General features: G+C 46.1%; 20 protein-coding genes. 16 read left to right on the top strand and 4 right to left on the bottom strand.

All coding sequences use genetic code 11. The features are described from left to right. The first annotated feature begins 617 nt into the window (after positions 1–617). The 4 genes from P5674_RS17890 to P5674_RS17875 all read left to right on the top strand — a co-directional run bounded on the left by P5674_RS17890 (position 618) and on the right by P5674_RS17875 (position 5758). Positions 618–3542: an ATP-binding protein gene (locus tag P5674_RS17890; RefSeq protein ID WP_315670160.1), complete on the top strand. Its 2925-nt coding sequence runs from the start codon at positions 618–620 to the stop codon at positions 3540–3542. Between the two features lie 530 nt (positions 3543–4072). Continuing rightward, entirely contained in the window at positions 4073–4609 is a 537-nt protein-coding gene (locus P5674_RS17885; protein ID WP_315670159.1) for a hypothetical protein, read from the top strand. A 125-nt stretch (positions 4610–4734) separates the two neighbouring features. Next, positions 4735–5322, top strand: a complete 588-nt coding sequence (locus P5674_RS17880; RefSeq protein ID WP_315670158.1) for a hypothetical protein — start codon at positions 4735–4737, stop codon at positions 5320–5322. 85 nt (positions 5323–5407) lie between these two features. Further along, positions 5408–5758: a hypothetical protein gene (locus P5674_RS17875; RefSeq protein WP_315670157.1), complete on the top strand. Its 351-nt coding sequence runs from the start codon at positions 5408–5410 to the stop codon at positions 5756–5758. 162 nt (positions 5759–5920) lie between these two features. On the opposite strand, the gene P5674_RS17870 is transcribed toward P5674_RS17875, so the two are convergent. Then, complete coding sequence (locus P5674_RS17870) at positions 5921–6127, bottom strand: hypothetical protein (protein ID WP_315670156.1); 207 nt, start codon at positions 6125–6127, stop codon at positions 5921–5923. 163 nt (positions 6128–6290) lie between these two features. Between P5674_RS17870 and P5674_RS17865 the strand changes: the two genes are divergently transcribed. Continuing rightward, positions 6291–6854 carry an SWIM zinc finger family protein gene (locus tag P5674_RS17865; protein WP_315670155.1) on the top strand — a complete coding sequence of 188 codons (564 nt, stop codon included), beginning with the start codon at positions 6291–6293 and terminating at the stop codon, positions 6852–6854. A 67-nt stretch (positions 6855–6921) separates the two neighbouring features. Next, the gene (locus tag P5674_RS17860; protein ID WP_315670154.1) at positions 6922–7722 is read left to right on the top strand and encodes an ERF family protein; all 801 of its coding nucleotides are present in this window, start codon (positions 6922–6924) and stop codon (positions 7720–7722) included. Between the two features lie 436 nt (positions 7723–8158). Here P5674_RS17860 and P5674_RS17855 read toward each other — a convergent pair whose 3' ends face one another. Further along, complete coding sequence (locus tag P5674_RS17855; protein WP_315670153.1) at positions 8159–8377, bottom strand: helix-turn-helix transcriptional regulator; 219 nt, start codon at positions 8375–8377, stop codon at positions 8159–8161. A 133-nt stretch (positions 8378–8510) separates the two neighbouring features. Between P5674_RS17855 and P5674_RS17850 the strand changes: the two genes are divergently transcribed. The 7 genes from P5674_RS17850 (at position 8511) to P5674_RS17820 (ending at position 14975) form a co-directional block, all read left to right on the top strand. Further along, on the top strand, positions 8511–10193 hold the full coding sequence (locus P5674_RS17850; RefSeq protein ID WP_315670152.1) for a hypothetical protein: 1683 nt from the start codon (positions 8511–8513) through the stop codon (positions 10191–10193). A 218-nt stretch (positions 10194–10411) separates the two neighbouring features. Then, a complete protein-coding gene (locus P5674_RS17845; RefSeq protein ID WP_315670151.1) occupies positions 10412–10921 on the top strand; it encodes a hypothetical protein in 510 nt (169 codons plus the stop codon). Positions 10922–10926: 5 nt separating this feature from the next. Further along, positions 10927–11721, top strand: coding sequence for a hypothetical protein (locus P5674_RS17840; RefSeq protein ID WP_315670150.1), 795 nt, complete (start codon positions 10927–10929; stop codon positions 11719–11721). 115 nt (positions 11722–11836) lie between these two features. Then, on the top strand, positions 11837–12775 hold the full coding sequence (locus P5674_RS17835; protein WP_315670149.1) for a metal-dependent hydrolase: 939 nt from the start codon (positions 11837–11839) through the stop codon (positions 12773–12775). After that, a complete protein-coding gene (locus P5674_RS17830) occupies positions 12768–13568 on the top strand; it encodes a hypothetical protein (RefSeq protein ID WP_315670148.1) in 801 nt (266 codons plus the stop codon). The genes P5674_RS17835 and P5674_RS17830 overlap by 8 nt, the downstream gene beginning before the upstream one ends. Then, a complete protein-coding gene (locus tag P5674_RS17825; protein ID WP_315670147.1) occupies positions 13565–14161 on the top strand; it encodes a thermonuclease family protein in 597 nt (198 codons plus the stop codon). The genes P5674_RS17830 and P5674_RS17825 overlap by 4 nt, the downstream gene beginning before the upstream one ends. Before the next feature lie 160 nt (positions 14162–14321). Further along, positions 14322–14975, top strand: coding sequence for a hypothetical protein (locus tag P5674_RS17820; RefSeq protein WP_315670146.1), 654 nt, complete (start codon positions 14322–14324; stop codon positions 14973–14975). Positions 14976–15197: 222 nt separating this feature from the next. On the opposite strand, the gene P5674_RS17815 is transcribed toward P5674_RS17820, so the two are convergent. After that, a complete protein-coding gene (locus tag P5674_RS17815) occupies positions 15198–15341 on the bottom strand; it encodes a hypothetical protein (RefSeq protein ID WP_315670145.1) in 144 nt (47 codons plus the stop codon). Positions 15342–15346: 5 nt separating this feature from the next. Beyond that, on the bottom strand, positions 15347–15586 hold the full coding sequence (locus P5674_RS17810) for a hypothetical protein (protein ID WP_315670144.1): 240 nt from the start codon (positions 15584–15586) through the stop codon (positions 15347–15349). A 113-nt stretch (positions 15587–15699) separates the two neighbouring features. Between P5674_RS17810 and P5674_RS17805 the strand changes: the two genes are divergently transcribed. The 3 genes from P5674_RS17805 (at position 15700) to P5674_RS17795 (ending at position 17582) form a co-directional block, all read left to right on the top strand. After that, the gene (locus P5674_RS17805) at positions 15700–16233 is read left to right on the top strand and encodes a hypothetical protein (protein WP_315670143.1); all 534 of its coding nucleotides are present in this window, start codon (positions 15700–15702) and stop codon (positions 16231–16233) included. Positions 16234–16672: 439 nt separating this feature from the next. After that, complete coding sequence (locus tag P5674_RS17800; protein WP_315670142.1) at positions 16673–17125, top strand: hypothetical protein; 453 nt, start codon at positions 16673–16675, stop codon at positions 17123–17125. A gap of 1 nt (position 17126) precedes the next feature. Then, complete coding sequence (locus tag P5674_RS17795) at positions 17127–17582, top strand: hypothetical protein (protein WP_315670141.1); 456 nt, start codon at positions 17127–17129, stop codon at positions 17580–17582. Positions 17583–17809 lie beyond the last annotated feature (227 nt).

The following is a 17809-nucleotide window of genomic DNA, read 5'->3' as shown; positions in this document are numbered from 1 at the left end:
GTAGTTTGGGTTGGTTGCTTTTTTAATTCTCGTACTTAGTTTCAGTTGGCTGTTTTTTGGATTATCGTGCTTAGTGTCAGTTAGCTGTTTTAATTGTCGTACTTAGTTTGGGTTATGCGCTCCGCGAAATACATCGGTACATCAGTTTATTGCTGCTTAGTTTCAGTTACTCGTTTTCACATTATCGCCGCGCGCCATGTCAAAAGCTACTGGTTCTAAGCAGGGGTTATCGTGGGCGCGGGCTCCAAAAACTACTCGGTGCTGCGCAGTGTTTTATTTTCCCCCAGCCGCAGCTCACTCGCCTCAAGGTAATCATGTATTAACCAAAAAGTTATCGTGGGGTTTGGCTCGTTCGCGCTAGTGAACGGCAAGTTAGTCGTCATTAAGTGAAACCTTGTGCAGTTATTTAGGCGATCGCTTTTCAGGTGGCGGGGGGTCTGTGAAAAGGAGAGTGGGTAATGAAGAACGCTGCGCTTTTAAGCGGTACTCCGGCCGGCGCATAAGTGACTAGTGTTCAGTGAAAGTTAGTCGTGAGGAGCGCCCGCCTCCGTTTTTTTTATTGGGATAGCGCGGGCAAAAGTTATCGTACTTCAGTCAGGGCATATCCTGCGCGCCTCGTGCAATCGGCTCGTGCCGGTTCCGCAAGGCCTCCACCCGCCCTCGCCTCCATCAGTAGGGAAACTACGGAAGTAATGATTCTTTCGGAAGGTTTGGGAAATGATATTTCTGACCACGATGGACCAGAATGGCAGCAGCGACGAGACGTTTACCAACGTGCAGATATTCGCTCCAGTTTGATAGTGCCTCTGTATTACCGTCAGGAATTGTTGGCGGTTTTGGCGCTGCACCACACGGGATCGCCCCGTAATTGGCATGAACATGAAGTGCAGTTAGCTGCGGGTGTAGCAGATCAGGCGGCTTTGGCATTGTCTCAGGTGCGCGCATACGAGCAGGTGCGAGAATTGGCTCGTAGGGAAGCGCTGGTTAATACGATTACCAATGCTATTCGGTCTAGTCTTGACCCTCAGAAAATTTTTGCGGCTATCACTGAGCAATTGGGGGAGGCTTTGGAGGTTGATGGCTGTGCTTTGTCTCTCTGGAGTCCGGGAGATGAATATATGCAGTGTGTAGGCCTTTATAATGCGGCGATTAAAGAAACAGTAGTAGAGACTAGACCGGCGGCTTTGTCTGAACCTGATACCAGCACGACGACGAATTTGCCCCTATTGGGGGTAGAAACTAATCAATCCATTGAGTCCGATCAGTCCGATGATTTGCCTCAGTCGGCGGCTCCTATTAGTGGCAACCCGGTGCTTCAGGAATTGATTAGAACTCGCGCTCCGGTGGCGATCGCTGATATCGAACAGCGACCAGACTCGATGGTGATGTTGCCTTTGCGATCGCCTTCTAAGGCTCTATTGGTTGTGCCACTATTGCTCGATGGTGATATTATTGGCAGCATATCCCTACGCCAAAATCACCAAGTTCGCCATTGGCAACCCTCCGAAATTGATATGGTCCTGTTGGTGGCAGCCCAAGCCGCTTTGGCGGTACAGCAGGCTCGTCTATACCAAAAAACACGCCAGCAAGCAGAACGCCTATTAGAAGCCGACCGCCTCAAAACTGAGTTTTTTCAAAATGTCTCCCACGAGTTTCGCACCCCTTTGACTTTGATGATAGGTCCTTTGGAAACGGTGGTTAATCAACAGCAGGATCTGTCATTAGACCAAGCGAAAATTGCTCTGCGTAACTCCAGGCGACTATTGCGCTTGGTTAATCAATTATTGGATTTGCAACGGTTTGATGCGGGACGAATGCAGCCCAGTTTTCGCCCCTGTGACCTGGTGGAGTTTTGTCAGCAAACGGTGGAATCATTTAAGTCTTATTGCGATCGCAAACAAATTAATCTAGTTACCAATTTACAGAGTTGCCCCCAACTTTATCTTGATCTGGAAAGGTTTGATAAAGTCCTTTACAATTTGCTCTCTAATGCCATGAAGTTTACCCCCACCGATGGCACTATTACCGTTAGTCTCCAGCCCGAAGGGAATTATTGCCGTCTTATGGTCAAAGATACCGGGATTGGTATTAAACAAGAACAACTCCCCCATTTATTTGAACGCTTCCGACAAGCTGAAGGTTCAGCCAATCGCTCCTTTGAGGGGAGTGGCTTGGGATTGGCTCTGGTTAAAGAGTTGGTCGAACTCCATCATGGTCGCATTACTGTAGAGTCTGAGTATGGTCAGGGAACTACATTTACCGTCTGGCTACAAATGGGGAATCTTCATCTACCACCCTCGCCTCTCCTTGATGTTCCCGCTGAGTTTGATGCACGTCGAGCAGCCGTAGAATTGGCTGATGTGGAGGTCGATTTACCAGATGTACAAATTGACGACATAAATCTGCCGGAGGTTTTGGTTGCTGACGGTTCGGCTTCCCTCACGGACCACGGACAGTTGGGGTCTAATACTGTCCTGGTGGTGGATGATAACCCCGATTTGCGCCGCTATGTGTCGATGATGTTGCAAAATGCCGGATTTAATGCGGTTTTGGCTAAGAATGGCGCTGATGGTTTTAACAAGGCTCAGACTTATCATCCTGATGTGATTGTTACTGATTTGATGATGCCCCAGGTGTCTGGGTTGGAGTTGATTCGCATGATTCGCTCCTCACCTGAACTTAGGGGAACTCCAATTATTTTGTTGACTGCTAAGGCTGATGAGGATACCCGCATCGAAGGGGTTGAGCGCGGCGCTGATGCCTATGTTTCTAAGCCTTTTAATGACCGGGAGTTGATAGCTGAGGTCAGGAATTTACAGGCCCTCAAGGCAGAGGAACGACGGGTAGCCCATTTGAATAAGTATCTGACTGAATCAGTATTGCGACGGTTTTTGCCGGAGTCTATGGTCAAAAAGGCGGCGGCGGGGGACTTGACTCTGGATTTGCGCCCGGAACCGAGGCTGATTACCATTTTATTTAGTGATATTGTCGGTTTTACTCGGATGTCTAATGCTCTACAGTCTCAGGGGGTGGCGGAATTGCTTAATGAGTATTTGGGAGAAATGACTCGGGCGGTTTTTGAGAATCAGGGGACTGTTGACAAGTTTGTAGGAGATGCGATTATGGCTTTGTATGGAGCCCCGGAGGAGATGAGCCCCTCTGAACAAGTCCGACGCGCGATCGCTACGGCTAGACAAATGTTGGTGGCTCTCGAAAAACTTAACCAGGGTTGGCAGGAACGAGGTTTGGTGGGCCGTAATGAGGTTCCTCCGGTGCGGTTCCGCTGTGGGATTCACCAGGGTATGGCTGTGGTGGGGTTGTTTGGTTCCCAAGAGCGATCGGATTTTACGGCGATCGGTCCTTCGGTTAATATTGCTGCCCGTCTTCAGGAGGCTACTGCCCCCAACAGCATTATGGTATCCGCTATGGTGGCTCAGTATGTCCCCGATGAGGAGATTATTAAGCGCGAATTTCTCGAACTTAAAGGCATTGATGAGCCGGTAATGACTTGTGTGATTAACCCAAATATGCTGAATCAGTAAGGGATACAGCTTAATGGCAGATAATTTGGGAAAAAATGCGATCGCATTATCCCTTTTTCCCTTCCCCCTTCCGGCCGCGCGGTTTCTCGGTCGGGGGTTGGTTTGGGGCGGGTCTCCTTCTGGCGTTTCGCGGTTCACTTGGCTGCTGGTCTCTGCCTCTGGTCTCGCTTCCCCTAGCTGTCTGTTTCCCTTCGGTGCGGCTCGGCCGTTGCCGTTCCCCCTGCGCCGTTCGTGCGGTTGCCCCCGCTTGCCGGGTTCCCCGGAGTTTCTGTGGAGTGGGTGTCGTGGCCTTCGCGTCTTATGGGGTTGTCCGGGTCTCGTCTCGCTCTCGGTTGGCGGGTTTCCTTTCGGTTCCTCCTCTCGCCGTTCCTGGTCGCGGTCGCTTTCTGGTTTCCCTTTCGTATATTTATATAATAGCGTGTTAATACGCTACTTGTCAAGGGTTTTTTAAAAAAAGTTTTTGGCTCTGAGAGCTTGCCAATAGGGTGTTAATATGCTACTATAATAGTATCGAATTAAGACCAATAACCATGTTCGACTCTATTATTTTCTCAAGTGCGATCGCTGTCGGTTTCAGTGGCGCTCGTTCGCCAAATGAAGACATAGCCGAAGCCGTTCTGACTGTGGGGCGTTTTCTCCCCAATCAGAGCGCAGTTTTTACCGGAGATTGTCGCGGTGTTGATGCAATAGTCAGGTCGGCTGTACCTTATGCGCGGGTTTTCCGGGTTTCAAATTATGGAAACACTGCCCACCGGTCGATTGCAATGATTGATGAGCTGTTGAGTTTTAACCGCCAGAAATATGGCAGCGCTGTCTTGGCGGTGTTCCCGGCTCGTTCTTGCCCGTCGGGGTTGGTTCCCTCCTCCTCCTCCGGTCGCTGTTTCTGTGGAAAAGGTAGCGGGTCTTGGGCTAGTGCAGCCTATGCGATCGGTAGCGGGCTCAATACTGTTATCTACTTGGGTTCCAATGGTAAATTGCCGCCCGGTTGGGAAAATGAGAACAGTTACATCAGTGATGGCTGGTTTGTTTGGCGGCCGTCTGGCTTCCAGCTCTCGCTGCTGTTTTAAATAATTGCCGCCCCCCGCCTAGGGGGGTTTTTATTTTTCCTACTTTGTAAAGATATGTTACAAGTTGGTACAGTAGCGTGTTAATACGCTATTATAGGAAATGTAAGTTAAGACCAATAACTGACATGGACATTTCCTTTAATTTTATCGTTCCCCATTATTCCAGCCGTGCCTGGAGTGATTTCTACGGGTTGACCATCGTTGTTAATGAAGACAATCATTGTGTTCTTGAATGTTTCTACAGGAACCGCCCAATCATCTTAATCGGAAGGCTTGAAGGGTTGAATATTGACCTTAAAATTGACAACCTGGGTTGGTATCAGGGTTATTACGAAGAACGCGGACTTGATTACTTGGAAGGAATGCAGCGATGGAGTGCTAAGGTCTCCGTTTCCGGGGAAGTCAAAAGTAAACGGCAGCTTTGGGGCTGTTGTGTCCCTTGCGTTAATCCAGAAGCATGGGTTGATCTCAATGACACCTTGTTTGTTGGGTTAAATCATCAAGAGATTGTTATCGAGTATTTGAAGGATGCCAAAAATCTCATCGATGAATGTTTCCCCCTCTCTTATTCGGAACCCTGGGATATAGACGACGTAGACGAGGAAGACGAGGAAGAAGACGACAGCGTTATTGATGAGATTCTTTACGAGGAATTTAAATCAATCCGCGAGTCAGACGAAGCCAACTGTCACCAAATGATTCACGGAATCTAATAACTGTAATGCGATCGCGTTCCGCATAATGCGATCGCTCTCCCCTCTCAACAAAATTATCCACCTCGAAGTTAAGACCAAAATCATGATTTATTTAGAACTGAATCGCGGCAAATTTGAAGAAGTTATGCGCCACTTCTTTAGTTACAAAGCCTTCTCGTATGAAGCGATCGACCAAATCTTTGAGTTTTACGACACCAACGATGAACCCTTTAACTTTGATTATGCTGTGATTGCAGAATGTTGGACTGAGTACGAGACATGGGCCGCCGCCTTGGTAGACAATTGCAGTGAAGACGACCTGCGAGACAACGCCGAGGAACTTCTCGAAGAAGGCGAAATAGACGAAGAGAAAGCCAAGGAAGCCCTGGAGGAACTTGACGTAACCGTTTACGACATAGGGGCGACTGTTTTGGTTTATAACCCCAACTGGTAATCAACAAAGGCGATCGCATAATGCGATCGCTCTCCCCAATAGTTGCCGGGGGCGGGTGTATATAGTTGGCTGGTGTTTCCAATGGCTAACCGCGCACCCGCCCCTACTCGTCAACCGCCCCGGTATTGGGGCGGCGAATCTCCAAAAAAACCGATTGTGCAGTTATTTTGGGTAATTATTCGCGAAGTCCGTTAATAACTTCCTTAATTCCGAATTAGGAATAACTGCCAGCTTGTCCCTTACTTCCTCAGTCACGCGGATGGCAAATAGAGCCTTAGCGGGGTTTTCTCCCTCCTGCCTAAGAATCGCCGGATTTTTATCTGTGGAAAAGTTCGGATTGCCAGGCTTCCGATGGGTTTTAGTTCTCATTGTTTCCCCCTGTGTAAAGTTGTGTTACATTTTCTGCAAATGATTGCATATTAACACGCTATTATGTACAATATTAATACAGGGGTAGGGAAAAGAGCCGCTCTAACGGCTCCCTCCCTCTGTAGAGCCTCGAAGTTAAGACCAATAACAAAGGACTCCATTTATGAATATTAACACGAGTAAGCAATCTTTGACAAGCCTTTTGTACACAAAAGCCGCCGCCGCAAGGATTACCGGGGTATCACCCCGAAAAATTGAACGGGTAGAAATCTGGTGGAAGGTAATTTTTGTAGTATTCAAAAAAGGGAACCGCTTACGCCCCAGGTTTGTTAGTAAGAAGGCTTTTCACCAGGATTTCCAATCGTTTCGGCAAGGAAACACGGCAGAGCTAGAATTGCACCCCAACCCAACGGGAGAGGGGACTAAATTTGCTGTAATCAATCCCAAGACGGACGGCGTTTATTTAGTAACCCTTTCTAACCGTCAGCTCAGTTGTACCTGTCAAGATTTTGAAAAACAGCAGGAGGCGAACGATTGCCTCTCGCTTGAGATGGGCAAGCACGCGCCGAGGTGCAAACACATCTACAAAGTTTTAGAATTGGGTGATATAGAGTTCCTAGAAAGCCTAAGCCACGACATTGACATCTCCCCGGTTGATGATAACTGGCTCGCTAATGATGATTGGCTCTCCGAGAGTGATTATTCCCAAGTTCCGGCTTACTGGTAACAAAGAAGGAAAGGCGATCGCCTAAAAGGATCGCCGCCGCCACGACTATTTTATTGAGGTTAGAACCATGAATATCTACGCAAAACTACTGAAAGCCCGACAAGCTATCACCGGCATTCAAAAAAACGGGAAAAACAAACACCGCAATTATCAATATTCAACTATTGACGATATTAATGCGGGGGTAGTCCCTGCCTTGGCAGAACAAGGATTGATAGTTGTCTCCCAAGTAACAATCCGAGGAGAGGAAAACCCTATCCAAGTATTGCTCACAGAAATTATTGACACCGAAACCGGGGAGAAAATTTCAAGCGAGTTTATTATTGGGGGCTTAGAAACCAAAGTATCGCTCCTTGAAACTGTCTACACCGAAAATGGAGAGAAAAACACGCGGCACGTTTATCATTCAGGCTTAGAAGCCAAAGCCCAGGACATTGGCGCAGCTATCACATATGCGCGGCGTTATAACTTAACCTCTCTCCTCAATCTTTCCTCAGAAGAAGACCTAGACCACGATACCAATAAGCCACCATTTTCGCGACTCAAAAACCAACCCGCCAAACCGCCAGCAACCAAACCCGCCGCCAAACCGCCAGAATCACCAAACGGCAATAAACCCACGATAAACCCCTCTGGGAATGACCAAGTTACCAACTGGATTAAGGAGAGCGATCGCCTAATCAACTATCTCGAATGGGATATAGAAACAGCACGCAATTTTCTGAAAAAACACTTCAGGAAGGCAGGACGCTCACAGCTTAATGAGGCGGAATGGGTGAGGTTTATTGAGTTACTCAGGGCAGAAGCTGTCAAACCTGCTGCTGATGATGATTATTTAACAAGTGCTGCCTATGGAATAGAAGAGTAAAGTCAAACCCGCCGCCATTTATTCCGGGTATTTGGCGGCGAGTCTCTTTGGGTTGCGTAGGTAAAGGCTCCGCTGGGTGTTTGGGTTGTAAAGGCTCCGCTGGGTGTTTGGGTTAAAAAATTTCGGGAGGTTCAGAGGTAATGCGATCGCATCCCCAAAGGTTTCAGTTTTTTAGAGGTAGTGAACAGCGCACCCGGCAAGTTACTGATTTTTCGCGCCTGCGGCAGTTGACTTGTGGGAAGCATAGCAAGAAGGGAATTAACTTGTGGGAAACATCAGAGATTGAGGGTCTCCGTTTCGCTCGCAAGCTCGCTACACTCCGACCACTCGCCCGCCACCCACCCCCACAGCACCCACCTCAAACCAAATGATTCTAGTAAGGAGGGGGTGGGACGGCAGTTAATAAGTGGAAAAAATCACGATTTTTTCCACTTACTTATTCTTCTTCCTTCATTCCAATTAATTGGAATAATCGCAACCGTTGCTCTGGTGTAAGAGCCTGAATAAACTTCTCGACAGTTGAAGCCCGACAATCAAGCCTTCCTGTTAAAAAATCGTTAATCTTTTGACGATTAACACCTGTCAAGTGAGCAAAATCAGACTGAGAAATATAACTTTCTTTCAACACTATTGCCAACGCTGTTCTTAGTTGCATATTGTACCCGTTTTCGAGTACAATATTTTACCATAAATAGTACACCTGCAAAGTTAAGGCCAACAACATGACATATGACATAAACTACATACAAGCCGACTTCGATAAAATGTCCACAAATGGACGAGTTTCAATGTCCAAGTTTGCAACACATTGCGAAAAGACCTACAACATCAGTTATTCCGATTTCATCTCGATAGTTAAACAGCAGCTTCACTGCGAGATAGTGACCGATAAAAACCACAAATACTTAGTCAGAGACCCAGAAGCACCACCAGCGCCCCCAATTCTTAGCCAATTAACTGCCACCCCGGCAACAAAAGAGCTACCCCTGAATGAGATTTTGGAGAACCATATATTTCAGCCGAGAGGTACTGTCATCTACCAAGACGGGATTGATGAAGACGTGGTGGCACAATACACCGAATGGTTAGAGTATAGCGACCCCCCGGCGTTGGAGGTTTGGCAAGGCTGCATTGATGACCAGTGCGGTTATTGGTTACTCAGCGGGTATCACAGGAAAAGGGCACTTAAGGAGAGCGATCGCAAAACTTTCCCATGTGTTGTCTTTACCGAGGAAAATTGTAGTATCGAGGAAGCCATTTACCGGGCTAATACTTCCAACCTCAGAAGCAAGGAGCGTCAGATATTCAAGATGCGCTCACAGGAATGTAAGCGGGCGTGCAAGCGGTTTATTTCAGTGATGAATAAACTCTCCTCAGAGGCAGTCAGAGAATTTATCGATATGGCTCAGAATATGAGCGGAAATAAGAAGACGTGGAGCAGTCTCAACAATAGCGTTATTGGGGCTGTATTTGGGTTTAGTCGTACCACAATTGCCCGACTTATTAAGGAAATTGAGTTTGAGGAAATCTTGAAATCGGCAGGAATTGACCAGAACGAGCAGTATAGGCAGTTAACCCGTATAGAGTTTAAAAATAGTGCCGGTGATGTTTACACGGGGACAATCCGTTATATCTCTCTAAATAACTTTAATCTGACCGTTGATTGGGATAAAGCCCGGTGGCAGTTGCCTGAGATTATCGACAGCACTTCACCATTTATCAGAGATATTCAGAAAACGAACGTTAAGCGACAAACAGTTGAGCCCCACAACGCCGGTGATGTCTGGGTGGCGGGATATGGTGTTGGTATCCTTATCCGGGATGAAAACGCCAAACTAGAACCCAATATTTGGGGTTTGGAAAACATCCTAGAACCGGACTGGGTGGATTGGGTGATTCTATTTCTCGATAAAAACACGCGGGGGATGCACCGTTCCCTAGCATCATTCAGCCGCCACGAAGTTGACATCGAGGAAACTACATCCTATATGTACTACCCGGAGGAACGTATTGAGATGTTGCAGTCCTCTCAAGACAATTTGGCGGCGCAACAGATACGCTATCTCAGGAAGACAATGAACCAACCTTTAGACCATTTGGTAGATACTTACTTTCCTGTGAATGAGAGTGATGATAATCTCCCAGAACCAGACAACACAGACGAGGAAGTTGAGGATGATGAGGATTTTTACCAGAATACGGAGGATGAATTTACCGAAACCAGAAAGCGTTTGTTGGGTCACGTTAAGCCCAGGGGAGAAAATGGGGCGGAACTACCCTCTATTCCCCCCAACCCTGACGCGCCGCCAGAAGAGTTCTTACCCAGCAAAGAAGAAGTACGCAAGAAGTCTGTTAAACAAGCCGTCCATGAGATTGAAATCAGTTCCACATTTGTAGAAAATTCTGAGCTACAACGGCTGCTCATTATCGTCAAAAAAGAAATCGCCAGACGAAACCTTGATTGGTTGTAGTAACTTCTACTTATTAATCTAAGTAAGCATCAAATAATTGATTTTTGTCCCCACATCGGTGGGGCTTTTTTTTGGAGATTACAAATAAACCGCCACGCTCCAATTTCCCTTGTATCGAGAATAAGTATATTGGCTCACCCTTTAAGATTTTCTTAATAAACGCTCACCGGAAACGTCCGGTAGAATGAAAAAAATTTTTTCTATGGACTAAGCATATTATGGAAACGACTGACGAAAAAATTTCCGTTAGTGAAGCACAAAAAACTCTGGGATTAGCCAGAAGTGCATTTTATGACCGGATGAAATTTCTAGGAATCACTCCAATCAAGGAAGGACGTAACAGCTTTTTAACCGTCGATTCCTTACAACTCCTAAGCGAGTTGGGAGAGCATATTAACAACACTGGAACAATGGAAGGATTTGGGGCCATTGAGGTCCGAAGCGAGGGAGAGCTAGACAGTCAATCACAAGAAGAGTTTTCCCAACCGAATATCAATGAAGGCAACCCAGAGCAGCAATTCCAAGGGATTCTACGGAGTGCTAAGGAGCATCGGGCGGGGATTGAGATTGCTAAATATGCGATCGCATCCCGGTTAAGTGTCGAGGACTTAGACCCTGATTTGATTGAACAGATAGAAGCGACTAGGGCGGCGACTCTCCCAAAATCGGTATCCGCTGCCAAGACAGCGGGGGCGGTGTTGGAGCAGTTCATGCAAGGAAGAATCTAGATCAGGTGATGGAGGCGATCGCCACTGGGAGTGTGATTGTCCTAGCGGAAGTTGGGGTAGCCGATGATTTACCCCTGGCAGTTCACGAGGAATGTCAGGGGCGTTTTGATTGTGCGATCGCCATCTACAAAGGTTCGGGAAAAAAGTTTTTCCAAGCCATAGCTGAACAGTTGGATATTCCCACGACCGAGCCTAAGTTAGACAAGAACGGGGACGCGGTTGGGGAAAAGCCCATGTCAATGGATGCTCTCAAGGAGGAAATCGCCGATAATATCCAGCCGGATACGGTGTTAATTTTCCCGGAGGCGAAACGACTGACAACCGGTATCCGTTACTGGTTAGAAGACTTGATGGCGGCGGGGGTGAAGGTGTGCTGTTTTGCCGTTAATAATCCCCGGCGCGATATTTTCCTAGATATGGCAGAGATTGAAATCGACCCTCCAGACGACCGCGCTATCAGGGAAATTTTGAGGGCGGAAGCTGTGGCGTTTGGTTTAAACCTAACCGAGAATCGACTAGCTCAACTGCAAACATTAGCCGGCCGTAATCCGGCGATCGCCCGCAAGGTTATCCGACGGGAACGCCTGGGAATGAATCCCGACAAGGTAGAGCATTCCCAATATCTGGACATTAGCCCGATAGTTATGGCGGGGCTGGCTATGCTGGCAATTGTCCGTTTTATCGGTATGGGAACAGGAAACCGAAGCCTTTATATCATCGGCGGTATCGCTATGATGACAGGAATGTCCCTTAAATATCTCGGAAGGGTTCGGGGCGCTAGAAAAAGGTACGGGGAATGATAAGTGCAACCTTGTGCAGTTATTTGGTGGGACAAATAATAAGTGCAACCTTGTGCAGTTATTTACCTAGCCAAATAATAAGTGCAACCTTGTGCAGTTATTGGAGGTGGGACAGATGATGAGTTTAACCCATGCGGCGATCGCCGCCGGTGTAGTCGGATTAGGTTTGGGAACGAATGACCCATTAACGATGGGTTTGGCAATCATCGGCTCACAGCTTCCAGACATTGATACGACTCAAAGCACTATTGGGGGCATCTTCTTTCCCATCAGCGAATTTCTGGAGAAGAGATATCCCCATCGGACGATTACTCACTCACTATTAGCCACGGCGTTTGTGGCTATAGCGTCCTACCCGCTAATTTATTGGGGTTTAGTCAGTTTCAAGCCTTGGATAGCTTTGGCGTTAGGGCATTTAGTGGCTATATTTTCCGACACTTTCACCAAGCAGGGGGTTCAACTGTTCTGGCCAATGCCTGTGTGGTGTGTGTTTGGTTCAAATCCACGCCGCCGACTTACCACCGGTGGAACTGGGGAATATTGGGTGCTTGCCGGAGCTGTTGCCTTGTGTGTTTTAAATTGGCAGGTTGCAACTGGCGGCGGATTACGCCCGGTAGTTTCTCAGTTTATAGGAATGACGGGGGAAACTATCAGTCATGTAAATTCCGTGGCATCAGAAAGGCAAGTTTTCGTTTCATTGTCGGGGAGGATGAAGGAATCCAAGGAAGTTGTCAATGGGCAGGAATTTTTGGTTATTGATTCCTCGCCCACAAACTTAGTTTTGTTTGACATTGAAAATCAATCCACCGTCTCAACTTCAGATATTGAAATCCAAACTATTCGAGTTTCCCGGAAAGGAAATCGATGGAGAAGGCATCAAGTTGAGTTATCCCTCATTGATGAACCATTAAAGGTTGTCTCATCACCGCCATTAACTTTTGTAGTGGGAAAGGTTGACATTGAAGGGGAAAAGATAGACTTGAATTATTCTTTACTCGGTCAAGTCAACGGAATTGATATGACTGGTGATATCAAGGTAATTGCTTATGAATAGATTGAAGTCCATTTTCTTCACTTTACTGGTCATTATCACCGGGGTGATGATTATTGACCGAGAGGAAACTCAAGCACAATCTGACTCACCCATCATTATTCAGAGAGAACAAGCCAAAAGGCATCAAATCACCTGTAAGGTGAAATCCCTGGATGATATTTCTGTATCGGAAGGGCTTTCAATTCAAACTGGAGATACAGTCTGTTCTGATTCAGCCAGGTTGCGAGAACTACAGGAGAGGAAAACCTTTTTGGAAAGTGCGATCGCTTCTGAACCGTCGCCATTGCAGTTTGTTCCCATCGAACTGCCACCGGCTGATTTTAGTAAGGAAGAAACCGCCGTTACTATTGCCAAGGCAAGATTAACCCGACTGGAGCAGAACCCGCCGCCAGAATTAAATTTTTTCAACATGAATGATTCCCGAATCTATGAACCCCATGCCTTTAACTCTTATCTCAATTATCAGGATGAGATTGCAGAAGCTAGGTATCATCTAGCCCAAACCATCGCCAACCTGAACAATGCCAAAATTAACCGGAAGCAGGAAGAGTTCCAAGTTAGCCAACAGAATTTACAGAAACAGCATTCCATCATTGTTAAACAGCAGGAGATGAACGCTGCCTGGATGATTCAAAAAAATCAGTTATCCACTGAACTGTCTAGGATTAACGAAAATCTCCAAAATGTCAGGGGCGTTATATCTCCAGTGTCGGGAAACGTTCACCGGGTACGATTCCTGAATCAAGATGATGAAAACGTCCTTAGTGTTCAAATCGTTATTAATTACGAATGATGCGAAAATTATTAATGTCCTTACCTCTCATTCTGGGATTAATTCTTGTAGGGGCGCACAGTATGAGAAATAGCCCAGATGACAGCGTTACCGATGCCGGTAGGGTAAGTCGCAATGAGTTTCGGGGATTGCCAACAGCTAACTCGGAATTATGCTCTCTAAAGCCTGGCAGTGTTTACGACGGTGACACCATTAGAGTTTTCTGTGGTAATGAAGAGTTGAGAATTAGATTCTGTGGTATTGACGCACCAGAAATAGACCAGCCGGAGGGTATTGCCAGCCGTGACCATTTACGGGAATTGATTGCATTAGGTGGCGGCGATTTGTATGTCATTAGGGTTGAGAGCGATCGCTATGGTCGCACAGTCGCTGAGTTATTTACACCTACCCCCGATGGCGGCGAGATTCATCTCAATACGCAAATGATTATGGATGGTCATGCCTGGAACTGGACACAATACAGCCAAAGGTGTCCAAATGCACAATCATACCAAGTCGCAGAATCTATAGCCAGGGAACGTGGTTTGTATCCACCACCTGGAACCCCACCATGGGAACATCGCCGCCAATATCGTCGCCAGATGATACACTAATTATTGGTAAATCCCCACCGAAATAAGTGCAACCTTGTGCAGTTATTTTACTGTGAACTTCTGTTGACTTCGTACTCGAAATCGGGTACACTGTAAACAGAAAAAAATACCCCTAGCAGTCACTAGGGGAAAATAAATAAACTTTGAGGAGAATCATAGCATGGATATTGAAGAATTCCAACGGTTTGCTTATGAATCCAAGCTGACCCCAGCGAGTCAGAACCTGTACTTGTGGTTAGTGAAGAACCATAACGAGGACGCGGACGATTTACGGGACTTTGACGAATTTATCGAGAAACACCGGGGCAAGCCATATCACAGGGAAACCCTCCGACGTTCTATTAATCAGTTAAAAGAGCATGGACTGATTGTAGTTGCCAGAGAATTTCGCTGGAATATCCTGAGATTAGCGCTTCGACCTCTTAAACTTTTAAACCAAAAAAAATCTCCAGAGTCAGACCAGAAGTTGACAAAAAAGCCCTCAAAGCCTAGAGGATTCGGGGGTGGGTTCATACAACAACAACCTATTAAGAGTAAGAAATCAGAGAAAGCCAAACAGTCTAAAATGGAGTTGGCTAAAAGGTTGGAAATTTGTGAGGCGGCGGGGCTAGATTACGTTCCAGGTCAGCAAGAATGGCTACTAGGGTTCAGCATTGAAGAGATATCAGATGCCGTTAAATACCTACTTAAACAAGCCGACATTCATAACAGGGAGGGATTTTTCAGGCGCAGCCTTGAAGAATGTTGGAATTTTGCCCCAGTCCAAAAACTGGTTAATATAGCTGGATTGCGTAGTTTGGGGGTTTTGGCATGAAGGCTTAATTACTTTGAGATACCATAAATATTTTCTTGTAACTGACAACTTGCACATAGTTGGACTTATTTATCGTGCCTTGAGTTTCCAGCACTTTAAAGTTCCACAACTTTGGATTCTGAGTTTCCAGCACTTCAGAATCCGAACCTGAGTTTCCACAACTCTGGAATCTTTAGGTGCTATCCACACGCTATGTTTTCAAATAACTGCACATAGTTGCACTTATTTTCTGTTGTCATGGTTTTTTCCCTTAGATAACTGCACATAGTTGCACTTATTTTGATGTACCCGCCGCCGGTGTTTGGTTAAAAAAGATGCGATCGCCTTTCCAATCGCCTTTCCAATCGCCTTTCCAATCGCCGCCATGGTTGTCAAAAATTCTCTATGCAGTAGCGATACGTCGCACTCCGACCATACGCGATCGCCTTTTCACGGTTTTTTCCCAGCCGTTTTGGGAGGTGGTTGGCTAGTGTGGTGGCAGTTTTGTGAAGGCTTCGCTGAGTGTTTAGACTGTCTGTTCTGGGGTTGCACTTATTTCCCGCCGCCACTTTTCCATTTAACTGCACATAGTTGCACTTATTTCCCGTCGTCATGGGTTGAGATAACTGCACATAGTTGCACTTATTTTCGGGGAAAAAATCTTGACAAATGTACTCGTTTTCGGGTACAATATACTTGATTAAGGGTACTTGATAAAACTTTCAGTTAAGGAGGAGATATAAGCATGATTATCATACAAGCCTTGAGTCTCACAGAGACGGTATCTAATGAACCTTCTCCCATTGATGCAACAGTGAAGCCGTTGAGTGGCGCAACAAATGTTCTCAATTATCAGGCTCAGAATCATCCCATTTATTTTACTCACAATTCTGATGGTGAAAAGGGACTAAGGTACGAGATTGAAATGATGTCTCATCTACTTCAATTATTCCCCAAAGTTCGGTCTGGTTTGATTTCCTACAATGATGACAGCCTGTGGCACGTCTATCCATCACCAAAGCAAAAAAGGGAATATCAGGTTTGTGATGTTTCTAATAAATATCCAGATTTAAAAGGTTCATATAAATGGACTGGTGCAGTTAATTATCTTTTACTTCAAACCAAGGTTAAAGATAAGGTTTGGCTTGTGGGGTATGACTTCTGGGAGCTTGTCGCCAGTGAACTTCAGATATCTTTTATGGCTTCAGATATCTTTATAGGTTGGCAAAACTTTAATGCCAGTTGTGAACCTGTAAATCCAAACCCATACAGAGTCTAGTCAACGGATAGACATAAAAAAAGGGGAGTTTTCTTTCCCCTAAAACCATTTACTTGAGCAAATCTATTATGACAACGATTACGAAAAGGAGTCAACTGATAGGGTTGGCACTGTTCCTTTCATGTGCGCCGGCGATGGCACAGCCTTTACACCCTTACGTTACTAGCCGGGAAGTCACCAGGATGCAGGGAACCTTACGGGATTTGGGGTGCAATGTAGACGATAAGGCTGCCACCGAGATTGCTTTACTGGTACGTGGGAAGCCTCATCAGTATTTCAATACCTGGCAATATCAGGAGTTTCCTACCGGGTCATTAACTATTTACTGCATTAATACACGGGGACGGATAAGCACGCCGCCACCACCAAACGGGAGAGTAATTTTCAACCGGCAAGGTGTGACCATTTTTGAGCATTCAGATAACCGGAGGGGGAGAGAATGAGTCAAAATCTTCTGGCGGCGAGTGCGATCGCATCTAGCATGATTTGTTTATTACAATCACCAGTGGCGGCGCAACATCAGCCCAGGTTTAGAGGTAACGTTCCCCCAGAAGAAGTGATGGTGGAATACATGGCGACTTGTGGCATAGGTTCCGTACCCGCCGCCATTTGGGATTACGCCAACTACTTAGCGCCAAAAAGTTCCGCATCCACTTTAAATGTCTATCTGATTGGTTATCAGTGGAATGAAGAATCAATCCACATTATCGCCAATGATTTACTTAGGCAGGGGTCATTAACCAACGCGGTGCTGTTATTTTGTCCCCCCAGTCCTGATGGTTATTCCCCAACTCAAGAAGTTGTCAAAACTACCAGGTTGCTTAAATCCTACAGTGGGTTAAATGCTAGACCTCTATCTACTCTGTTGATTCAAGTTCAGGGGATGAATTAAGATGTATAAAGTTTTTAAGTCTTTGGCGATCGCATCTACCCTGATGTTGAATTTCAATTTTCTGGAACCGGCTTTAGCTGATGTGAAGATTCATGACTACCAAACCGGCAGGGGTGATTGTATTTCCGCAGACAATATTATAATCATAGCCCGTACTATAGCAGCGAAGACGAACGTTCCGATATCTTTAATCGTTTTACCTAGAGATACATTGGTTCAGTCTCCAGGGGCCAGGCAAACTCCCCAAGCCGAAATATATCGACGTTTAATTCTAGCTATGAACACGATAATGACTCACGGTCGAGTTCCCTTAATTATCACTTGTGGTGACAGAAACCAGTGGGAGTTTACAAACCCAGACTGGAGAACGTGGGAATGGCGTGCGAGACCTGTTCCCGATATGGAGGGTGTGAAATTATTTGTGCCTCATGGTTCATCTGTAGATATCCCGTTTTAGGAGACAGTAATTAGTGCGATCGCTTTTCGGGTGGAGAGCGATCGCTTTTTCATGTTGACTTGGAATAAGTGCAACTATGTGCAGTTATTTGCGTCGGTTCTAATTCTCGTACTTAGTTTCAGTTGGTTGCTTTAATTATCGTACTTAGTTTGGGTCATCTGTTTTTTAATTCTCGTACTTAGTTTGGGTTGGTTGCTTTTTTAATTCTCGTACTTAGTTTCAGTTGG

The sequence above is a fragment of the Limnospira sp. PMC 289.06 genome (assembly GCF_032350395.1).
Lineage (GTDB): Bacteria > Cyanobacteriota > Cyanobacteriia > Cyanobacteriales > Microcoleaceae > Limnospira > Limnospira platensis.
The sequence above is the reverse complement of the archived record's forward strand: the minus strand, read 5'-3'. Positions and strand labels throughout refer to the sequence as shown.